The sequence below is a fragment of the Pseudomonas sp. Kh14 genome (assembly GCF_900291005.1).
GTDB lineage: Bacteria > Pseudomonadota > Gammaproteobacteria > Pseudomonadales > Pseudomonadaceae > Aquipseudomonas > Aquipseudomonas alloputida.
Genome location: NZ_OLKJ01000029.1, coordinates 20,740 through 39,934 on the forward strand (window position 1 = coordinate 20,740; position 19,195 = coordinate 39,934).

Below are 19,195 nucleotides of genomic sequence, written 5' to 3' on the forward strand. Positions count from 1 at the left end.
GCCATGTTCGATAATATTCGCGCCGACCTGCGTGCCCATGGCGGGGACTGGGGCGCCCAGGGCTTCTGGGTATTGTTGGTGTACCGCTTTGGCCGCTGGCGTTATACGCTGCGCCCGGCACTGCTGCGCAAACTGTGCTCGCTCATCTACAGGGTGCTGTTCAAATTCGTCCAGATCATCACCGGTATCGAACTGCCTTGCGAGGTGGTGATCGGGCGCAACTTCGTCATCGATCATTTTGGCGGCATCGTTGTCAGCGGCTATGCCCGCTTCGGCGATGACTGCCGTATCCGCAACGGCGTGGTGGTGGGCCTGAAGAATGTCGACGAGCCGATTGCCCCGGTGTTCGGCAATAACGTCGACATCGGCACCGGGGCCAAGGTGCTGGGCAGTATTCGCATCGGCAACAACGTGATCATCGGCGCCAATGCCGTCGTGCTGGTAGATGTGCCGGACAATTCACTGGCAGTGGGGGTGCCGGCCATCATCAAGGCCCGGCAACCGGCCGCCACGGCATCGGTCGAGTGAGGCCTATGGCAACGGTGATCGGCGTGGTGGTGATCGGCCGCAATGAAGGCCAGCGTCTCGAGCGCTGCCTTGTTTCGCTGGCGCAGGGGCCGGACAAGGTCATGTACGTCGACTCGGGTTCCACCGATGGTTCGCTGCAGCTGGCCGCCAACCTTGGCGTGGCAGTGCTGGCGCTGGACATGAGTATCCCGTTCACCGCCGCACGCGCCCGCAATGAAGGCTTTGCCGCCTTGCAGCGCCTGTTGCCATCGATGCAACTGGTACAGTTCGTCGATGGCGACTGCGAGGTCAATACCACCTGGCTGGCCACGGCGCAGGCTTTTCTTGAGCAGCACCCCGCCGTGGCAGTGGTGTGTGGTCGCCGGCGTGAGCGCTTCCCGCAGCGTTCGGTGTACAACTTGCTGTGCGACCTGGAGTGGGATACCCCGGTCGGTGAGGCCAAGGCCTGTGGCGGCGATGCGCTGATGCGGGCAGACGCCTTTGCTGGCGTGGGTGGCTTCCGTCCTGACCTGATCGCCGGCGAAGAGCCAGAACTGTGCGTACGGTTGCGGGCCAACGGCTGGAAAGTCTGGCGACTGGCTGCCGAGATGACCCTGCACGATGCCGGCATGACCCGTTTCAGCCAGTGGTGGCGGCGTAGCCTGCGTGCTGGGCACGCCTATGCCGAGGGCGCCTACCTGCATGGCCAGCCACCCGAGCGGCACTGGCTGCGTGAGTCACGTCGGGCCTGGTTGTGGGGGCTGGGCATACCCTTGGTGATCGTGCTGGCCTGCCTGCTGCTGGGCGGCTGGGGCCTGCTCCTGCTGTCGATCTACCCACTGCAGACCGTGCGCCTGGCCCGCCGCGGTGGCAAGTCGACGCGCGAGAACTGGCTGCAGGCCGTGTTCCTGGTGTTGGGCAAGTTCCCGGAAATGCTCGGCCAGCTGAAGTTCCTGCGCCACCGTCTTGCGGCTGGCAAATCGGCTTTGATCGAGTACAAGTGAGAGAAACCCATGATGCTCGGCACCCTCGTGAAAAGCGTGTTTACCTTGCAACCGGGTTACTCGTTGCGGGCGATGCACAACAAGTACAAGTTGACGCGGCAGATTGCCAGGCAGTGGCCTGAGCTGAACGGGTTCATGCAACGCATGATGGCGGCGCTGGGCCCGCATGGTTTGCAGCGGCTGGGTGTGGATTGTATCGGTGTCGTGCAATGGCCTTACATCAGCCAATGCTGGGAGGCCCCGCAGCGTCTGGAGGTGGTGGCTTCGCACTTTGAGCTGGTGGCTGGGCAGTTCCCGGCGTTGCTGCTGCTGGGGCGCGACGAAAACCTGAGGCTGTGTGACCTGTCCAGCCATTCGCCGGGCTGCTGCCTGGTACTGGACCGGCCAATCTGGTTCAAGCGCGAAGGCGAGTTGGTGCTGAACCTGTTCCAGGCCGACCTGCGCGTGGCATCCCTGGCGTTCACCCTGGGCCGTAGCCAGGGTGAGACGAGCCTGTTCATCGGTGCGGTGCAGGGCATCCACAAAGGTATCGACAGCGAAACCTCGCTGGCCATCTACCGTGACCTGACCAAGGACTTCGAAGGGCTGCGGCCACGCAGCCTGCTGCTCGAAGCGTTGAAATGCCTGGCCAGGACCCTGGGGGTGACGCGGCTGTATGCCGTCAGCGATGCCAGCCGGCACCATCGTCACCCCTATTTTGGCAGTGACAAGGGCCAGGACCTGGCGGCCAACTACGACGTGATCTGGCAAGAACACGGTGCCACAGCGTCCGACCGTGAGGATTTTTTTACCCTGCCGCTGGCGCCGGCGCAACGAGCGGAAGCCGACATCCCGGCGAAGAAACGAGCGATGTACCGCCGCCGACAAGCATTGCTAAACGATGTTTTCACCCGCTTGCAGGCAGCATTGCCAAGCAGCAATCACAACCTTGGACTACAAGGAAAACAGGGGGATGCATTTGCTGTGAGTGCATCGGCAGTAGACAGACCGCCCGTAGTCGACAGCCTGAAGTGAAGGTTGCCAGGGAAGGTTGGTCATCAAGCGGGTTTGGATCTGGATTCGTATGCGCATTGCTTACTTCATCAATCAGTACCCGAAAGTCAGCCACAGTTTCATCCGTCGCGAAATTCTGGCGCTGGAACGCCAGGGGGTTGAGGTGCAACGTATAGCCCTGCGTGGGTGGGACGCCGAAGTGCAGGATGCCGAGGACGCAACCGAGCGGGGCAAGACCCGCTACGTATTGCAAGGTGGGCTCAAGGGGTTACTGGCACCGACCTGGCAGGTGCTGCGTACGCAGCCGCGGCGTTTTTTCCAGGCGCTGTGGCTGGCCATGCGCCTTGGCCTGCGGGCCGACCGTGCCTGGCCCTACCACCTGGTCTACCTGGCCGAGGCCTGCCAGGTACTGCAGTGGTTGCAGGCAGGGGAGGCGACACATGTGCACGCGCATTTCGGCACCAACTCTACGGAAGTGGTCATGCTGGCCAACGTCCTGGGCGGGCCGGCATACAGCTTTACCGTGCACGGGCCGGAAGAATTCGACAAACCACAGTTCTTGCACATGGGGGAGAAGGTGCGCCGCGCCGCCTTTGTCGCGGCGGTGAGCTCGTACGGGCGCAGCCAGCTGTACCGTTGGGTGGCGCACGAGCACTGGGGTAAGGTGAAGGTGGTGCATTGCGGTCTGGAGCGTGGTTTTCATGAGGTGGCGCCGGTCGATGTGCCGTCGGCGCCACGGCTGGTGTGTGTCGGGCGCCTGTGCGAACAGAAGGGCCAGCTGCTGTTGCTGGACGCGGCGCGCTGTCTCGCTGCCCGGTCGATCACCTTCGAGCTGGTGCTGGCGGGTGACGGTGAAATGCGCGAGCAGATCGAGGCCTTGATTGCCCGGCACGGCTTGCAGCAGCAAGTGCGTATCACTGGCTGGATCAGCAGTGCGCAGGTACGTGAGGAAATCCTGGGCGCCCGTGCGCTGGTGCTGCCCAGTTTCGCCGAGGGTTTGCCCGTGGTCATCATGGAGGCCATGGCCTTGCGCCGGCCCGTGCTCACCACCTATGTAGCGGGTATCCCCGAGCTGGTGCGGCCTGGCGAGAACGGCTGGCTGTTCCCTGCCGGCGCCGTGGACGAGCTGGCAACAGCCATGGCCGACTGCCTGGCGCAACCGGCCGAGGCACTGCAGCGCATGGGCGAGATGGCCTACCAGCGTGTCGTGCAACGGCATGACATCGATACCGAGGCGGCCAGGCTGGCCGACTATTTCAAGGCATACGCATGATAAGTGTATTGGGTTGGTTACTGGGCCTGTTGGCGATCATCGTCCTGGTACCGGTGTCGGTGCTGGTGCTGCAAGTGTTGCTGGCTTGTCTGCCGGCGCGGTCGAGGCCCAAGGGCATTGGCGAGCGCCCGCGAGTGGCGGTGTTGGTGCCCGCCCACGATGAGGCGTTGGTCATTCGTGCGATGCTGGCCAGCGTTACGCCGCAACTGTTGGACGGCGACCGCCTGCTGGTCGTGGCAGACAACTGTTCCGATGACACGGCCCGGTTGGCACGTGAGGCTGGCGCCGAAGTGGTCGAGCGCCACGATACGCGCTTGCGCGGCAAAGGTTACGCACTGGATTTCGGCGTGCGCCACCTGGCTCAGCGGCCGCCCGAGGTGGTCATTGTGGTGGATGCCGACTGCCAGGTGGGCGAGGGGGCGATCGACTGCCTGGCGCGCCGCTGCCACGAACTTGCCCGCCCGGTACAGTCGCTGTACCTGATGCGTGCACCGGCAGGTGCCGGGTTGCGGGTGCAAGTTGCCGAGTTTGCCTGGCGGGTCAAGAACCTGGTGCGGCCACGCGGCTGGGCGCGCCTGGGCCTGCCATGCCAGCTGATGGGCGCGGGCATGGCGTTCGGCTGGCACGATCTGAGCCTGATCAACCTGGCCAATGGTCATCTGGTCGAGGATGTGAAGCTGGGCCTGGACCTTTGCCAGCAGGGTAAACCGCCTGCTTTCTGCCCCGAGGCACTGGTCACTAGCCAGTTCCCGCTCAGCCAGCAAGGCCTCAACAGCCAACGCACCCGCTGGGAGCATGGCCATCTGGGCTTGATGCTTGCCGACGCACCCAAACGGGCGATGGCTGCAATCACCCAGCGCAACGCTAGCCTGGCGGCCTTGACCCTGGACCTGCTGGTACCGCCCCTGGCGTTGCTGGTACTGACCTTGCTCGGGCTTAACCTGGTGACCTGGCTGGCGTACCTGCTGTTCGGCCTGGCGGCGCCTGCGTGGCTCGCCTTTGCCGGTTTGGCCTTGCTGGCCTTCGCTGTGACGTTGGCCTGGGCGCGCTTCTGCCGTGAAGTGATACCGTTCTCGGTGTTGTTGTACGCGCCGTATTACGCGGCCAGGAAAATTCCCTTGTACCTGAGTTTCCTGATCAAGCGCCAGGTTGAATGGGTGCGTTCAAAACGGGATGACGACTGATGGATCAGTGGCAGAATCGCTGGAAGCGTGTGATCGACCAGCTGGAAGTGATCGCTGATGACGCCGCTGTGCAGCGCCTTCTCGACCGCCTGGCTACGCCGGATACGGGCACCGTGCTGGGCTTCGTCAACGCCCATGCGATGAACCTGGTTGTGCGCGATGGTGGCTACAGCCAGGCGCTGTCGGCCGCAGATGTACTGCTGCGCGATGGCGCCGGCATGGCGATCCTGTATCGCCGCCTGGGCCTGGAACCCGGACTGAACATGAACGGCACTGACTTCATTCCCAGGCTCATGGCTGCTTACCGAGGGCGCAAGGTCGCCTTCTGGGGCACCCGGCAACCCTACCTGGACCAGGCCGTGCGGCGCTGTAAAGCCGAGTTTGGCATCGTGCCGGTGTCGGTTCACGATGGCTTCGCCAGCCTTGAAACCTATTTGCAATTGGCCCGCGAGCAGCAACCCGAGCTGATCGTGCTGGGCATGGGCATGCCCAAGCAAGAAGCGGTCGCAGCGGAGTTGGCAGTCACTGGCGGGCCATGCCTGATCGTGTGCGGTGGGGCGATCCTGGACTTTCTCGGCGGCAAGGTCAGCCGTGCCCCCGAATGGCTGCGGCGTTTGGGTGGCGAGTGGCTGTACCGCCTGCTGCGCGAGCCCAAGCGCCTGTTCATGCGTTATGTGGTGGGCAATCCGCTATTCCTGTTGCGCACCCTGTTGTACCGGCGGGCGGCGGTTTCGGCCAGGCGGGCCCTATGAATCGGCCAAAATTCGCACAAGCGGTGATTCCGGGCACGCCAGCGGCAGGTGGCTGCTACAGTGATATCAATGGCTTGAGAACTCCACGATCCTGCTTCACGGGCTTTGCATAAGCTGTTTTCAAGACTTGCTGTTTGATGGAAGGCACTTGCTACGCTCATTTTGATGAGGTCTGAAATGGTTTTCGAACCCAGAAGCAGTCGTTCCTTACTTCAGAGAAGAAGCAGTGTCAGTAACGCCATCCAGGCAGGCCTCGATGGTATTGCCGTCACCGGTATTGCCTGGTACCTGATCTACGACCAGTTCGGCTACATCACATCCGATTACGTGATCATGCTGCTGTTGCTGATTGGCGCACTGGCAGTCATTTATGATCATTACGCGATCTACCGCACCAACGTCGGGCTTTCGATCAAGGCGTTCCGCCTGTTCAAGGCCTGGTCGGCAACGTTTTGCTTCCTGGTGGTCATGGCCTTCCTGACCAAACAGAGCGAAACCTATTCCCGGTTGCTGATGGGGCAGTTGTTCGTCATTGGTTATTTCGCGCAGTTGTTCTTGCACTTTGCCGTGCGTGAACTGCAAAAACGCTTTACCGCCCACGCGCGCCTGGACAATGCCCTCATCATCGGCAACGGTGACCTGGCCAACTTCCTGTACCAGAAAATTAGCAACAACCCGTGGTTTGGCGAGCGGGTGCTGGGGTGCGTGCTACTCGACAAGGGCGATGGGCAGGGGCTGGAGAGTGCCGAGGGCAAGCAGCGCCTGCCGGTGTTGGGGCATATTGGTGACCTCGACGAGCTGGTGGCCCGGCACGGCATACGTACGGTGTACCTGGTGACGCCACTGGGTGGCTCCGAGGTCATCAACGACGTGTATTTCAAGTTGCTCGACAAGTGCATTGCAGTGAACTGGGTGCCGGATATCTTCTCGTTGCGCCTGATCAACCACAGCGTGCGGGAAATTGCCGGCATTCCGGTGCTGACCTTGTCGGAGACACCCTTGACGGGCATGAGCCTGTTCTTGAAAAACCTTGAAGACCGGGTGCTGGCCGCGTTGATTTTGCTGTTTGCATCACCCGTATTGCTGGCTGTTGCGCTGGCCATCAAGATCGATAGCCGCGGCCCGGTGTTCTTCCGCCAGGAACGTACCGGCTGGACAGGAGAATCGTTCCGCATCTGGAAGTTTCGCAGCATGCATGTTCACCAACCGGAAGCAGGTGTGGTCAAGCAGGCGCAGAAGAACGACCCTCGGTTGACCCGGGTTGGCGCCTTTATCCGGCGGACAAGCCTTGACGAACTGCCACAATTGTTCAATGTGCTGACCGGGGAAATGTCCCTGGTAGGGCCCCGGCCGCATGCCTTGCAACATGACACCTTGTATTCGCAGGATATCGTTGACTACTTTGCCCGCCACAATATCAAGCCAGGCATGACAGGTTTGGCGCAGGTGCGCGGCTTCAGGGGGGAGACCAAGGATATCGAGCAAATGATCCAGCGGGTCGACTCGGACATCGAGTACATCAACAACTGGTCGTTGTGGCTGGACTTCGTGATTCTGGTGCGCACGCTTAATGCCTTCACGGGTAAGCAGGCTTATTAAGCGAAGCGCTCCTGCTCAAGCGCGCCCAGGTGGCTATTCCTTGTTCAACGGATGCAAAGCCCTGAACCCCCTCGCTTCTTCCACCAGCCAGTCATGCACCGCCCGCGCACCTGGCTGGTTCAGGCCGCCTGGCGGGTAATGCACCACATAACGCTTGTGGTTGGCAATCGGTACACCAAACGGCACGATCAGTGCCCCGCGTTCCAGTTCATCATTGAGCAGCGTGCGGCGGGCAATCGCCACGCCGATACCGGCAATCGCCGCCTCGATGGTCAGGTGGTTGCGGTTGAAGGTGTGCCCGCGCCGCACATCCAGGCCGGCGGCGCCGATGCCTTCCAGGTAGAACTCCCACTCGGCATATTCCGAACTGCCACGCCAGGCGGTGATGTCATGCAGCAGCGGGTAGTGCGCCAGGTCAGCGGGGCCGTGCAGCGGTGGGCGCCCGCGTAGCAGTGCAGGTGAGCACACCGGGAAGATCTGCTCGTCCAGCAGCGGCGTCGAGAGCATGCCTGGGTAGCTACCATCGTTCAGGTCAATGGCCAAATCGAAATCACCCGGGGTCAGCGCCTGGGCACTGTCTTCGGCGACCAGGCGCAGTTCGATATCCGGGTAGCGTTGTTGAAAACGCGGCAATCGCGGCGTGAGCCATTTGGCCAGGAACGAGGGGATAGAACGCACACGCAATGTGCCGCGGATTTCCCCCGCGTCCAGCCGCAGCAGCTCGGCTTCGATACTGCCGTAGGCCTCCGCCACCGTCTGGGCCAGGCGTTGCCCCTCGGCGCTCAGCTCCACGCCGCGCGCCCGGCGCAGGAACAGCCGGTAGCCCAGGCGCTCTTCCAGCTGGCGCATCTGCTGGCTGACCGCGCCCGGGGTGATGTGCAGCTCTTCGGCACAACGGGTGAAGGACAAGTGCCGGGCTGCGCAGGCAAATACATGCAGCCAGACGAACATCTGACCATTGAGTTGTCGTCGCATCGTTTAGTACCGCTAAAGGCTTGCTTAGGAAGTTTCGTTGGTCATCCGTGAGCCAGCGCGGCAGTATCGCGCAAATTCGCAATAACGCTCAATTTCTTCAGACAACCCTACCCTGGATGCATGTCAGGGTAGGGGCAGGCATTAGCATGGCTATCAGTGTTTTCGACCTTTTCAAAATTGGCATCGGGCCGTCCAGTTCCCATACCGTCGGCCCGATGCGCGCGGCGGCCACCTTTGCCCAGGCCTTGCGTGAGCAGGGGCTGCTGGCCCAGGTAACGCGCGTGGAGGTGCGGCTGTATGGCTCGCTGTCGGCTACCGGGGTTGGCCATGCCACCGACCGCGCGTGCCTGCTAGGCTTGATGGGCCAGTGGCCGGACCGTATCGACCCGTCCACGATCGAGTCGCGCATCGGCCAGGTCCTGCAAGAGCACTGCCTGATGCTCGACGGTAGCCATCCGCTGGCCTTCGACTACGGCCGTGACATGCTGCTGCTCGACGAGAGCCTGCCTTATCACCCCAATGCCATGAGCCTGGAAGCCATGGACGGGCAGCACAGCCTGTTGAGCCAGACCTATTTTTCGGTGGGCGGCGGCTTCATCGTCGAGCAAGCCGAAATCGATGCGCCGGCAAGCGAAACGAATGCCGTGAGGCTGCCTTATGAATTCGACAGTGGTACCCAACTGCTGGCTTTGTGCAAAGCCCACAACCTGAGCGTGGCGCAACTGATGATGGCCAACGAATGCGCCTGGCGCCCGGAGGCCGAGGTGCGCGAAGGCTTGCTGCGCATCTGGGCGGCCATGCGTGAGTGCGTGGCGAACGGCCTGCGTAACGAGGGCGTCCTGCCGGGCGGCTTGCACGTCAAGCGCCGCGCCGCGCGGTTGCATCGCAGCCTGCAGGAACTGGGCAAGCCCAACGTGATCGGCTCGACCCTTGGCGCCATGGAGTGGGTCAACCTGTTCGCCTTGGCGGTCAATGAAGAAAATGCCGCCGGAGGGCGTATGGTTACCGCGCCCACCAACGGTGCAGCCGGCATTATCCCGGCGGTGTTGCACTACTACATGAAGTTCAACCCCGGTGCCTGCGATGCTGATGTGGTGGACTTCCTGCTTGGCGCAGCGGCGGTTGGCATCCTGTGCAAAAAGAACGCCTCGATTTCCGGTGCCGAGGTGGGTTGTCAGGGGGAGGTGGGCTCAGCCTGTTCGATGGCTGCTGCCGGCTTGGCGCAGGTACTGGGTGCTACGCCGCCCCAGCTTGAAAACGCCGCCGAAATTGCCCTGGAGCACAATCTTGGGCTGACCTGCGACCCGGTGGGTGGCCTGGTGCAGGTTCCGTGCATCGAGCGCAATGCGATTGCTGCGGTCAAAGCGATCAATGCTGTGCAGATGGCGCTGCGGGGGGATGGCGAGCACTTCATCTCGCTCGACCGGGTGATCCGCACCATGCGAGATACGGGTGCAGACATGCATGCCAATTACAAGGAGACCTCGCGCGGCGGTTTGGCGGTCGCTTTTGTCGAGTGCTGATGTTTAACGCGGTCAACTGGAGCGGCCTTGTGTCTCGATGGGCCGCTCCTTCACCAGGTCGCGTTGACCTGTTGGGTCAGCGCTGACTCAGCGGCCTTTCTGCTTCGCTGCCAGGAAGCTCGCACGCATGTCCTTGGCCCAGCCATCGAGCACCGGCTTGACGTCATTCAAAGTCAGCTTCTGGGTATCGTTCTCCAGTTCCTGGCCCGCGCCCTTGCGGACCACCTGGGCCAGTACCTTCTGGCTGGCGCCGTCCAGGAACGCTGCCTCCACACCGACATCCACATCCTGGTCACGGCCACCCATGGCGGTATTCACTCCCGCCGCGATAAGCGCGATAGGGATCACCTCGTAAGGCCTGAGGCCCTCGTTACTGGTGGACACTGCCGTGATCGCCGGGCGTACGACGATCACGCCGGGGCCAGGCCCCTTGGCCAACGGCATCACGCTGCCCATTTCGCGGCGCAGGGCGTCGTTGAAGTAGCGGGTGATTTCCTGAAGCGTCTGCTGCGAGATAACGGCGGTGGGCTGCGGCTTGGGGTAGAACTGGCTTGGCTCGACGAACACCTGGCTGTACTGGTTGATATTGACCTTGGGGTCGATCCAGCGCATCACCGGGTCACCCGACGGGCTCTTGGCCTCTTGCAGCCGGCTGTAGTCTTTGAGGAAGCCGGAGTAATCCTTGGGGTCCACGCGGTTGCTGGAGCAGGCGGCCACGGCAAGCAGCGCGGCGCACAACAGGGTAATGCGAGGCAATGATTTCATGATGAAAAGGCATCCATGAGAGGTCGGCCACAACAACGCTAGCAGGTGCGAGGCAGTTGGCCAGTGGACGGGGCAATCCTCTTTGAAAAGAACACACAGTGCCTGGCCGGGACGTGCTCGCCCTGAGTGGCGCTGCAAACGTTGCGGCCCACTCAACCCAGGGCCTCACGCAAGCGGTACCACAACATGCCCAGTGCCAGCAGGGGGGAGCGCAGCGCCTTGCCGCCGGGGAAGGTCAGGTGCGGCACGGCGCTGAACACATCCAGGCCGTGGCTATGGCCGAGGGCGATGCTTTCGGCCAGCAGTTTCGCCGTCCAGTGCGTCACGTTCAGCCCGTGCCCGGAATAGCCCTGGGCGTAATACACGTTAGGATGCTGGTTCAGGCGCCCGACCTGGGGGAAACGGTTGGCGGTAATGCCGATCATGCCACCCCACTGGTAGTCGATGCGCACGTTGGCCAGTTGCGGGAATACTTTCAGCACCTTGGGCCGCATATAGGCAGCGATGTCCTTGGGGTCTCGACCAGAATAGTGGCAGGCGCCGCCGAACAGCAGGCGGCGGTCTGCGGTAAGGCGGTAGTAGTCCAGGCCGACCTTCTGGTCGCACAGCGCCATGTTCTGCGGGATCAGGCTGCTTGCCAGTGCTTCGGGCAAGGGTTCGGTGGCCACCACATAGCTGCCGGCCGGGAGTACCTTGCCGCTCAGGCGCGGTTCCAGTTCATCGAGGTGAGCATTGCAGCCCAGCACCAGGTTGCTTGCGCGCACCTTGCCGCGCGCCGTGTGCAGCGTCAACCTGGGCCCGTACTCAATGCGCAGCACCGGGCTTTGCTCGAAAATGAGCACGCCCAGGCTGTGGGCCGCGCGGGCTTCGCCCTGGACCAGATCAAGTGGGTGCAGGTGGCCCGAGCCCATGTCGACCAGGCCGCCAGCGTACTGGTCGCTGGCGACGATCTCGTTCAACTGCCCGGCGCCGACCAGGCGTGTTTCATGGCGATAGCCCAGGGCGGCCAGGTCGTCCTGTTCCTCCTTGAAGGCGGCGAACTGCGCTGCGGTGTTGGCCGTTTCGCAGAAGCCCCAGCGCAGGTCGCAGGCAATGCCGTAGCGGGCGATGCGCTCGGCCACCAGTTCCACTGAGTCGATACCGGCCTGCTTCAGGTAGCGCACACCGTCCTGGCCGACATGCCGGGCAAAGCCGCTGACATCATGGCCGATACCGCGAATCAGCTGGCCGCCATTGCGCCCACTGGCGCCCCAGCCGATGCGTCGGGCTTCCAGCAGCACCACCGAGAGGCCGCGCTCGGCCAGCTCCAGGGCGGTATTGACCCCAGTCAAGCCGCCGCCGATCACGCATACGTCGGCCGAAAGTTCGCTGTCCAGGCTGGGGTAGGGTGCCGCGTCGCGCGCTGTGGCGGCGTAGTACGAGGCGGTGTGTTGGGTATTGAAAGACATGAGCGTTCTCGACTCAGCGGTTGGACTTGATCTTGCTCCAGGAGCGGGTCATGACGCGCATGATTTTCGGGCTCGGGGTGCTGGAGATGTACAGCTTGTCCAGCACCTCCTGGGGTGGGTAGATCTCGGGGTTGTTCACCAGCGATGCATCCATGTAGGCCTTGGCGTCCGGGTTGGCGTTGGCATAGCCGACCGTGGCGCTGACCTTGGCAATCACTTTCGGGTCGAGCAGGTAGTTGATGAACGCCAGGGCCTGCTCGGGGTTGTTGGCATCCTTGGGGATGGCTAGCAGGTCGAACCACAGGTTGCTGCCTTCCTTGGGAATGCTGTAGGCGACCTTCACGCCGTTTTTCGCCTCTACGGCGCGGTTGGCGGCCTGGAACACGTCGCCGGAGTAGCCGAAGGCGATGCAGACATCACCGTTCGCCAGGTCAGAGACGTACTTGGAGGAGTGGAAGTAGGTGATGTAGGGGCGCAGTTCAAGGAGCCGGGCCTCGGCCTTGGCGTAATCGCCCGGTTTTTCGCTGCGCGGGTCCATGCCCAGGTAGTTGAGCACGGCCGGGAACAGCTCGTCGGGCGAGTCCATGAATGCCACACCGCACTGCTTGAGCTTTTTCAGGTTCTCGGGCTCGAACAGCACTGCCCACGAGTCGATACGGTCCACACCCAGTGCCGCCTTGACCTTGTCGACGTTGTAGCCGATGCCATTGGTGCCCCACAGGTAAGGCACGGCGTACTGGTTGCCGGGGTCGTTCTGTTCAAGTTGCTTGAGCAGTTTGGGGTCCAGGTGCTGCCAGTTCGGCAGCTTGCTGCGGTCCAGCGGCAGGAAGGCGCCGGCCTGGGCCTGGCGGGCGAGGAAGTGGTTGGACGGTACCACCACGTCATAACCCGTACGCCCGGCCAACAGCTTGCCTTCGAGGGTTTCGTTGGAGTCGAACACGTCATAGACCACCTTGATTCCGCTGCTGGCCTGGAAGTCGGCCAGGGTGGTGTCACCGATGTAGTCGGTCCAGTTGTACACACTGACCGTGGGCGCGGCCTGGGTGGTGGTGGCGAACAGCAGGGTGAATGCAGCGGGGATCAGGGCTTGCAGATGACGCATGGGAACACCTCGTTGGTCTTGTTCTTCGAGTTCGGAGCAGGCTTGCCTGTGCATGGGGTGCAAAGCACCCCGCGGTGGATCAGACACTCAGCATCAGGAATTCACGCTCCCACGAGCTGATGACGCGCTTGTAGTTCTCGTGCTCGGCGCGCTTGACCGCCACGTAGCCCTGGACGAATTGCTTGCCCAGGTACTGCTGCACGGTTTCGCAGTCTTCCATGTGCTGCAGCGCATCTTCGATGGTGATCGGCAGGCGCAGGTTGCGTCGTTCATAGGCGCGGCCCTGCACCGGTGCGCTAGGGTCGATCTGCTCGACCATACCCAGGTAGCCGCACAGCAGGCTGGCCGCGATGGCCAGGTACGGGTTGGCATCGGCGCCCGGCAGGCGGTTTTCTACCCGCATCGCCTCAGGGCTGGAGGTGGGCACGCGCAGGCCGGCAGTGCGGTTTTCTTCGCCCCACTCGACGTTGACCGGCGCCGAGGTATCCGGCAGGAAGCGGCGGAACGAGTTGACGTTGGGCGCGAACATCGGCAGCAGCTTGGGGATGTACTTCTGCAAGCCGCCGATGTGATGCAGGAACAGTGGGCTCATGCTGCCGTCTTCGTTGGCGAAGATCGGTTTGCCAGTGGCGATGTCGACCACACTCTGGTGCAGGTGCATGGCACTGCCTGGTTCATCGGTGATCGGCTTGGCCATGAACGTGGCGGCCACGTTGTGCTTGAGCGCTGCCTCGCGCATGGTGCGCTTGAACACGGTGATCTGGTCGGCCAGGTCCAGCGCGTCGCCGTGGCGGAAATTGATCTCCATCTGCGCCGGGCCGTCTTCGTGGATCAGCGTATCCAGGTCCAGGCCCTGGATCTCGCACCAGTCGTAGACGTCTTCGAACAGGGGGTCGAATTCGTTGGCGGCGTCGATCGAGAACGACTGACGGCCACTTTCAGCACGGCCGGAACGCCCCAGTGGTACCTGCAGTGGCAAATCCGGGTCTTCGCAGCGCTTGGTCAGGTAGAACTCCATCTCGGGCGCGACGATCGGCTGCCAGCCCTTGTCGGCGTACAGCTTGAGTACCTTCTTCAGGACGTTGCGTGGCGAAAGCTCGATGGGGTTGCCTTGCTTGTCGAAGGTGTCGTGGATCACGATCGCGGTTGGCTCGATCGCCCACGGGATCTGGTAAACGGCGGTGGGATCGGGGCGGCAGACCATGTCGATGTCGGCGGCGTCGAGCAGGTTGTAATAGATGTCATCGTCGACGTAGTCGCCGGTGACCGTCTGCAGCAGCACGCTTTCTGGCAGGCGCATGCCTCGCTCATGGAGGAACTTGGCGGTAGGCGCAATCTTGCCGCGGGCGATGCCGGTCAAGTCGCTGATCACGCATTCGACTTCGGTGATCCGATGTTCTTTCAGCCAGGTGGACAGCTGATCGAAGGGGGCGTTCATACAGACCTCTTGGTTGGGTTTTAGTGGGGGAGCGTGGGCGCTTGCGAGAACCGTTGAACAGTTGCGAAGGCGTTACGCTTCCCAGGTGACGCGCTGGAGACTATCTTGGGCGCAGCCCCCCGGGGCGATCTATCCACTTTCTTCAGTATCGAATGCACCAAAAGAGTGCATACAGGACGATGTGTGACAACCGCCAATGCGTTGAAGGTCCAGGCTTTCCACACCACTGATGTCACCGAGCAAGTGCGCGCCACCCCAGGCTGGCAGCAGCAGTACCGGCAGATGTCGCCCGGGTACTTCAGCGGTGAGCTGCGGTGTCTGGGGCTGGATGGTGTGGAGGTGTACGAAGAGCGCCTGAACACCCGGGTGGAGCAGTTCTTTCGCGCGCCAAGCGGCTCGCTGGCGTTTTGCTTCGACCGCAGCGAGAACAGCCTGTACCTGCTGAACGAACAAAGCCGCAATATCTGGATCACGCCGGAGAACTACCAGGAGGTGGCGGTCGTGTTCGACCAGGCCTTCCTGGCCCGCCATGGGCTGGACCCGCAGCGCCTGGAAGGGTTGTTCATGGTGCCATTGGGCAGCGGCCAGAATGCGTTGTTCGGCAGCTGGCTCAGCGCCACCTTGACCCGGTTGGGCGAGGAGGGTTGCCCGTTGCAAGGGCAGGCCTTGGCTGAGCAGTTGCTGGAGGACTGCCTGTTCATTCTCGACAACGCCAGCCAGCGTTTGCAGGGCGTGGCCCTGGGGCGGCGGGACGAGGAACGGGCGATCATGCACCGAGTGAGCGAATGGTCGGCCGACTGCCCGGAAGAAACGCTGAACCTGCTTGAGCTGGCAGATGTGGCTGGGGTTTCCCTGCGCCAGTTGCAGCAGGCGTTCAAGGCCTTTACCGGCATGCCGCCGGCGCACTGGCTGCGCCTGCGCCGGCTCAACGGTGCGCGGCGTGATCTGTTGCGCGGTGGCGGCGTGACCGTGGCCGAGGTGGCGATGCGTTGGTCGTTCTGGCATTTAGGAAGGTTTTCAGAGAGTTACCGGCAGTTGTTCAAGGAGTTTCCCAGTGAAACATTGAAGCGCTGCAGGGTTTGAGGTGGAGGCGGGGCTGCCGGCCTCTTCGCGGGCTCGCCCGCTCCCACAGCGCCAGCATGGTTTCGTGAATCGCACGTTGCCTGGGGCGCGGGCAAGTCCGCGAAGCGGCCAGCCCAGGCAACACTGAACCCAGCATTCCACGCCAAAAGTTGCTATCGTGCCGCCCTGATTTCACCCGAGGTGCCGATGTTCTACCTGCCTTTGTCCAGCGACCAGGCCGACCGCCTCGCCAGCGCGGCCGTTACTGAGTTCTTCACCACCGCCAGTGTTGTCGATGCCGCTACCGTGCTGTTCGTGCAAAACCTGCCACGCCAGCCTGCCACCGCCTCGGCCGACGCGCAGGAGCGTCGTTTCGCCGAAATCGTGCGCATCGCCAACGAAGTCGAAGGTGTCGCCCCCGGGGGCTTCCAGGCCCAGGTAGCGCAGCAATTCGATCGCGAAGCGTTCGCCATGGGCCTGGGCATGCTGGGTGAAAATGGCATAGCACTGCTGTCGGCCGAAGTGCAGTACCAGGTGGACGAATGGCTGGATGACGAAGGCCAGTGGAACTTCCAGTTCGCCGACCGCTACCGCCAACGGGCTACACCGCTGCATCCGGTGTACCTGCCGTCGCTGGCCAGTGACTTGATGCTCAGCGACCAGCAGAACCGCCTGCTGCGTGAATTCCTCAGTGGCATCGACGAGTCTGTGGCTGTGCAAGGTTTCGCCGGCACGGGCAAAACCTTCCTGATTCACCAGTTCGCCCGGCTGCTGGAGCCACAGCGCACCTTGCTGCTGGCCTTGACTGAAGGGCAGTTGCGCGCGCTGCAGGCGCGGGTCAAGGACGCTGCTGCCTATACCGCGCTGACCTTCGGCCAACTGGCTGACGAGCTGCTCAACCGCGACCTCACCAGCAACGGCTGGCGATTGCGCGATCCATACCGCACCAGGCTGTCCTGGCGCCCCCAGGAAGCGCAAGTGGTGCGCTGGCTGGCCATCCCAGATATCGGCCCGCTCGCAGCGCGCGACGTGGTTGCCTTGTGCATCCGCGCCGTGCGCACGTTCTGCCACAGTGCCGATACCCAGCTTCAGCTGCACCACTTGCCCTGGGCCGGGCCTGGCACCTCGCCGCTGGATCAGGAGGTGCTGCTGGAAAAGGCACGCCTGTACTGGCAAGAGCTGATTCGCCCGTCGGCGCGGGACATTCAGCTGCCGGTACGTGACTACCACCGGGTCAAGCTGCTGTCGCTGACCGAGCATGTGATCGACAGCCGTTACACCCATGTCATCGTCGACGAGGCCCACGAGCTGTCGGCACCGATGCTGGCGGTACTCGATCGCAGTCCGCAGTCGATCATTACCCTGGGTGACGAACTGCAAAACCTCAATGGCCTCAGCCCGCACCATGGCAGCTTCATCCGGCGACGCTGCATCGACCATTCACTGCGCGCCGGGCCGGCAATGGACAATGTGCTCAACCCACTGATCCAGGCGCACCCGGCCACGATCCAGGCGGCCTTCAGTGGCAACGCCGAACACTACACCCGGGTCAGTTTCTTCGATACGGTGATGGTGCCGGAACAGCCCACGGCGCTTATCGTCGATGATGAATGGGGCCTGTTTGGCTGGTTCCAGCGCCTGACGCATCAGGGGGTGCCGTTCTTGTTGCTGAAAAGCGCTCGCAAGGACTTTGAGCTGTTCGTCGAGGACTGCATCGAGCTGTACCGCTACGGCACCCGGCCGCGCCACCCGATGCTGTTCCGCTATGCCAGCTGGCAGGCGCTGGAACAGGACAAGGGCGATGACAAAGCGTTCGTCGCCGTGGCCAATATGCTGCGCAAGGGCTACACGCCGGAGCATTTTGCCAAGGCCAAGAGCCGTTACCGCTGGGACAAGGCGCCGAAGCTGTTCCTGGGGCGAGTACGGGATGTGAAGAACATGGAGTTTGCCCGGGTGATGGTGTCGCCGGAGCTGATGGTGGCGCCACAGGTGGCGGGTAACCGCAATGAACGGGCGCGTATGCTGGCGGGGTTGTATACCGCCTGTTCGCGGGCGCGGCATGAACTGATCGTGCCGGGGGGGATGCTGGACTGGGTCAAGGACCAGGTTCGGGATTGAAGCATCTGGGGCTGCAAAGCAGCCCCAGGGTCATGAATCAGTTACGGTCCAGCCACACGGTCTGGGCATTGGTGAACTCGCGCACACCAAAGTGCGACAGCTCACGGCCGAAACCGCTCTTCTTCACGCCACCAAACGCCACGCGGGGGTCCGAAGCGCAGTAGCCGTTGATGAACACGCCACCGGTATCCAGTGCGGCGGTCATGCGTTCGGCCAGCGCATAGTCGGCTGTGTAGATGGTCGAGGCCAGGCCAAACTCGCTGTCGTTGGCCAGTTCCACGGCATGGTCGGCATCGCGTGCAGTGATGATCGCCGCTACCGGGCCGAACAGCTCCTGCTTGAACGCGGTCATGTCCGGGGTGACATTGGCGAACACGGTCGGCGCGTAGAAGTTGGCCACGCCTTCGACCTTGTTGCCGCCCAGCAGCAACGTGGCGCCTTCGGCCAACGTCGCCTGAACCTGGCCGTCCAACTCGTCGCGCAGGTCATAGCGGGCCATCGGGCCGATATAGGTGTCGTCCTCCAGCGGGTTGCCGACTTTCAACTGGCGAGTGGCTTCAACGAACTTGTGGGTGAACGCTTCGACGATGCTTGCTTCCACGATCAGGCGCTTGGCGGCGGCGCACACCTGGCCGGTGTTCTGGTAGCGGCCTATCACCGCGGCCTGGACGGCGGCATCCAGGTCAGCATCGGCCAGTACGATGAAGGGATCGGAGCCACCCAGCTCCAACACGCACTTCTTCAGCGCGGCACCGGCCTGTGCACCAATCGCCATGCCGGCCCGCACGCTGCCGGTCAGGGTCACGGCGGCGATGCGCGGATCGTTGATGGCGCGGGTGACGCCATCCGGTGTCACGTTCAGCACTTCGAATACGCCTTCCGGCAGGCCGGCATCCTTGAATAGCTCAGCCATCAGGTAGGCGCTGCCCATCACGTTCGGTGCGTGCTTGAGCACGTAGGTGTTACCCGCCAGAATCGCCGGCACGGCGCCGCGCAGCACCTGCCAGACCGGGAAGTTCCACGGCATCACGGCCAGGATCGGGCCTAGCGGGCGGTATTCGATACGGGCTTTTTCGACCTGGGTCGGCTCGGCGGCGAGCATGGCCGGGCCGTGCTCGGCGTACCAGCGGCACAGGCCCACACACTTGCTGACTTCACCGCGAGCCTGGGCGATCGGCTTGCCAATTTCGCGGCTGATCATGTGCGCGAAGGCTTCAGCCTTGGCTTCGAGGGTGCCGGCCAGGGCCAGCAGGTACTCGCTGCGCTGACCCAGCGACACCTGGCGCCACTGGCGGTAGCCAACCTTGGCACGTTGCAGCGCCGCTTCCAGTGCGGCGTCGGTGTCGAACGGGTAGGCGCCGATCTGCTCGCCGCTGTACGGGTCGAGGGAGATGGCGTGGGTCAGGCTGCTGATCGCGCTCATGGCGGGACACTCTCGTTGTTGTTAATCAG

16 protein-coding genes are annotated in these 19,195 nt (G+C 62.8%); 10 read left to right on the plus strand and 6 right to left on the minus strand.

The window, feature by feature from the left end; all coding sequences use genetic code 11:
* The first annotated feature begins 3 nt into the window (after positions 1-3).
* The 7 genes from FQ668_RS14855 to FQ668_RS14885 all read left to right on the plus strand — a co-directional run bounded on the left by FQ668_RS14855 (position 4) and on the right by FQ668_RS14885 (position 7,312).
* Entirely contained in the window at positions 4-528 is a 525-nt protein-coding gene (locus tag FQ668_RS14855; protein ID WP_019438662.1) for a serine O-acetyltransferase, read from the plus strand.
* Positions 529-533: 5 nt separating this feature from the next.
* Positions 534-1,511, plus strand: coding sequence for a glycosyltransferase family 2 protein (locus FQ668_RS14860; protein WP_019438661.1), 978 nt, complete (start codon positions 534-536; stop codon positions 1,509-1,511).
* A gap of 9 nt (positions 1,512-1,520) precedes the next feature.
* Positions 1,521-2,525 carry a VirK/YbjX family protein gene (locus FQ668_RS14865; protein ID WP_019438660.1) on the plus strand — a complete coding sequence of 335 codons (1,005 nt, stop codon included), beginning with the start codon at positions 1,521-1,523 and terminating at the stop codon, positions 2,523-2,525.
* Between the two features lie 49 nt (positions 2,526-2,574).
* Positions 2,575-3,777 (plus strand): glycosyltransferase family 4 protein, encoded by a 1,203-nt coding sequence (locus tag FQ668_RS14870; protein ID WP_019438659.1) that lies wholly within the window; start codon positions 2,575-2,577, stop codon positions 3,775-3,777.
* Positions 3,774-4,961: a glycosyltransferase family 2 protein gene (locus FQ668_RS14875; RefSeq protein WP_019438658.1), complete on the plus strand. Its 1,188-nt coding sequence runs from the start codon at positions 3,774-3,776 to the stop codon at positions 4,959-4,961. The genes FQ668_RS14870 and FQ668_RS14875 overlap by 4 nt, the downstream gene beginning before the upstream one ends.
* The gene (locus tag FQ668_RS14880) at positions 4,961-5,713 is read left to right on the plus strand and encodes a WecB/TagA/CpsF family glycosyltransferase (protein WP_019438657.1); all 753 of its coding nucleotides are present in this window, start codon (positions 4,961-4,963) and stop codon (positions 5,711-5,713) included. Before FQ668_RS14875 ends, FQ668_RS14880 begins: the two co-directional genes overlap by 1 nt.
* Before the next feature lie 177 nt (positions 5,714-5,890).
* The gene (locus FQ668_RS14885; RefSeq protein WP_014591027.1) at positions 5,891-7,312 is read left to right on the plus strand and encodes an undecaprenyl-phosphate glucose phosphotransferase; all 1,422 of its coding nucleotides are present in this window, start codon (positions 5,891-5,893) and stop codon (positions 7,310-7,312) included.
* Between the two features lie 33 nt (positions 7,313-7,345).
* Here FQ668_RS14885 and FQ668_RS14890 read toward each other — a convergent pair whose 3' ends face one another.
* Positions 7,346-8,287, minus strand: a complete 942-nt coding sequence (locus tag FQ668_RS14890) for a LysR substrate-binding domain-containing protein (protein ID WP_012052371.1) — start codon at positions 8,285-8,287, stop codon at positions 7,346-7,348.
* Positions 8,288-8,433: 146 nt separating this feature from the next.
* On the opposite strand from FQ668_RS14890, the gene FQ668_RS14895 reads away from it, so the two are divergent.
* Positions 8,434-9,810 (plus strand): L-serine ammonia-lyase, encoded by a 1,377-nt coding sequence (locus FQ668_RS14895; protein WP_019438656.1) that lies wholly within the window; start codon positions 8,434-8,436, stop codon positions 9,808-9,810.
* 87 nt (positions 9,811-9,897) lie between these two features.
* Here FQ668_RS14895 and FQ668_RS14900 read toward each other — a convergent pair whose 3' ends face one another.
* The 4 genes from FQ668_RS14900 to FQ668_RS14915 all read right to left on the minus strand — a co-directional run bounded on the left by FQ668_RS14900 (position 9,898) and on the right by FQ668_RS14915 (position 14,563).
* A complete protein-coding gene (locus FQ668_RS14900) occupies positions 9,898-10,575 on the minus strand; it encodes a DUF3313 domain-containing protein (RefSeq protein ID WP_014591024.1) in 678 nt (225 codons plus the stop codon).
* A 152-nt stretch (positions 10,576-10,727) separates the two neighbouring features.
* Positions 10,728-12,023 carry an FAD-binding oxidoreductase gene (locus tag FQ668_RS14905; RefSeq protein ID WP_144180394.1) on the minus strand — a complete coding sequence of 432 codons (1,296 nt, stop codon included), beginning with the start codon at positions 12,021-12,023 and terminating at the stop codon, positions 10,728-10,730.
* A 13-nt stretch (positions 12,024-12,036) separates the two neighbouring features.
* On the minus strand, positions 12,037-13,125 hold the full coding sequence (locus FQ668_RS14910) for a polyamine ABC transporter substrate-binding protein (RefSeq protein ID WP_014591022.1): 1,089 nt from the start codon (positions 13,123-13,125) through the stop codon (positions 12,037-12,039).
* A gap of 79 nt (positions 13,126-13,204) precedes the next feature.
* A complete protein-coding gene (locus tag FQ668_RS14915; RefSeq protein ID WP_004374294.1) occupies positions 13,205-14,563 on the minus strand; it encodes a glutamine synthetase family protein in 1,359 nt (452 codons plus the stop codon).
* A gap of 183 nt (positions 14,564-14,746) precedes the next feature.
* Between FQ668_RS14915 and FQ668_RS14920 the strand changes: the two genes are divergently transcribed.
* Positions 14,747-15,646 (plus strand): helix-turn-helix domain-containing protein, encoded by a 900-nt coding sequence (locus FQ668_RS14920; RefSeq protein WP_014591021.1) that lies wholly within the window; start codon positions 14,747-14,749, stop codon positions 15,644-15,646.
* A 186-nt stretch (positions 15,647-15,832) separates the two neighbouring features.
* On the plus strand, positions 15,833-17,743 hold the full coding sequence (locus tag FQ668_RS14925) for an AAA family ATPase (RefSeq protein WP_019438654.1): 1,911 nt from the start codon (positions 15,833-15,835) through the stop codon (positions 17,741-17,743).
* 37 nt (positions 17,744-17,780) lie between these two features.
* On the opposite strand, the gene FQ668_RS14930 is transcribed toward FQ668_RS14925, so the two are convergent.
* On the minus strand, positions 17,781-19,166 hold the full coding sequence (locus FQ668_RS14930; RefSeq protein ID WP_019438653.1) for an aldehyde dehydrogenase family protein: 1,386 nt from the start codon (positions 19,164-19,166) through the stop codon (positions 17,781-17,783).
* Between the last annotated feature and the right edge of the window lie 29 nt (positions 19,167-19,195).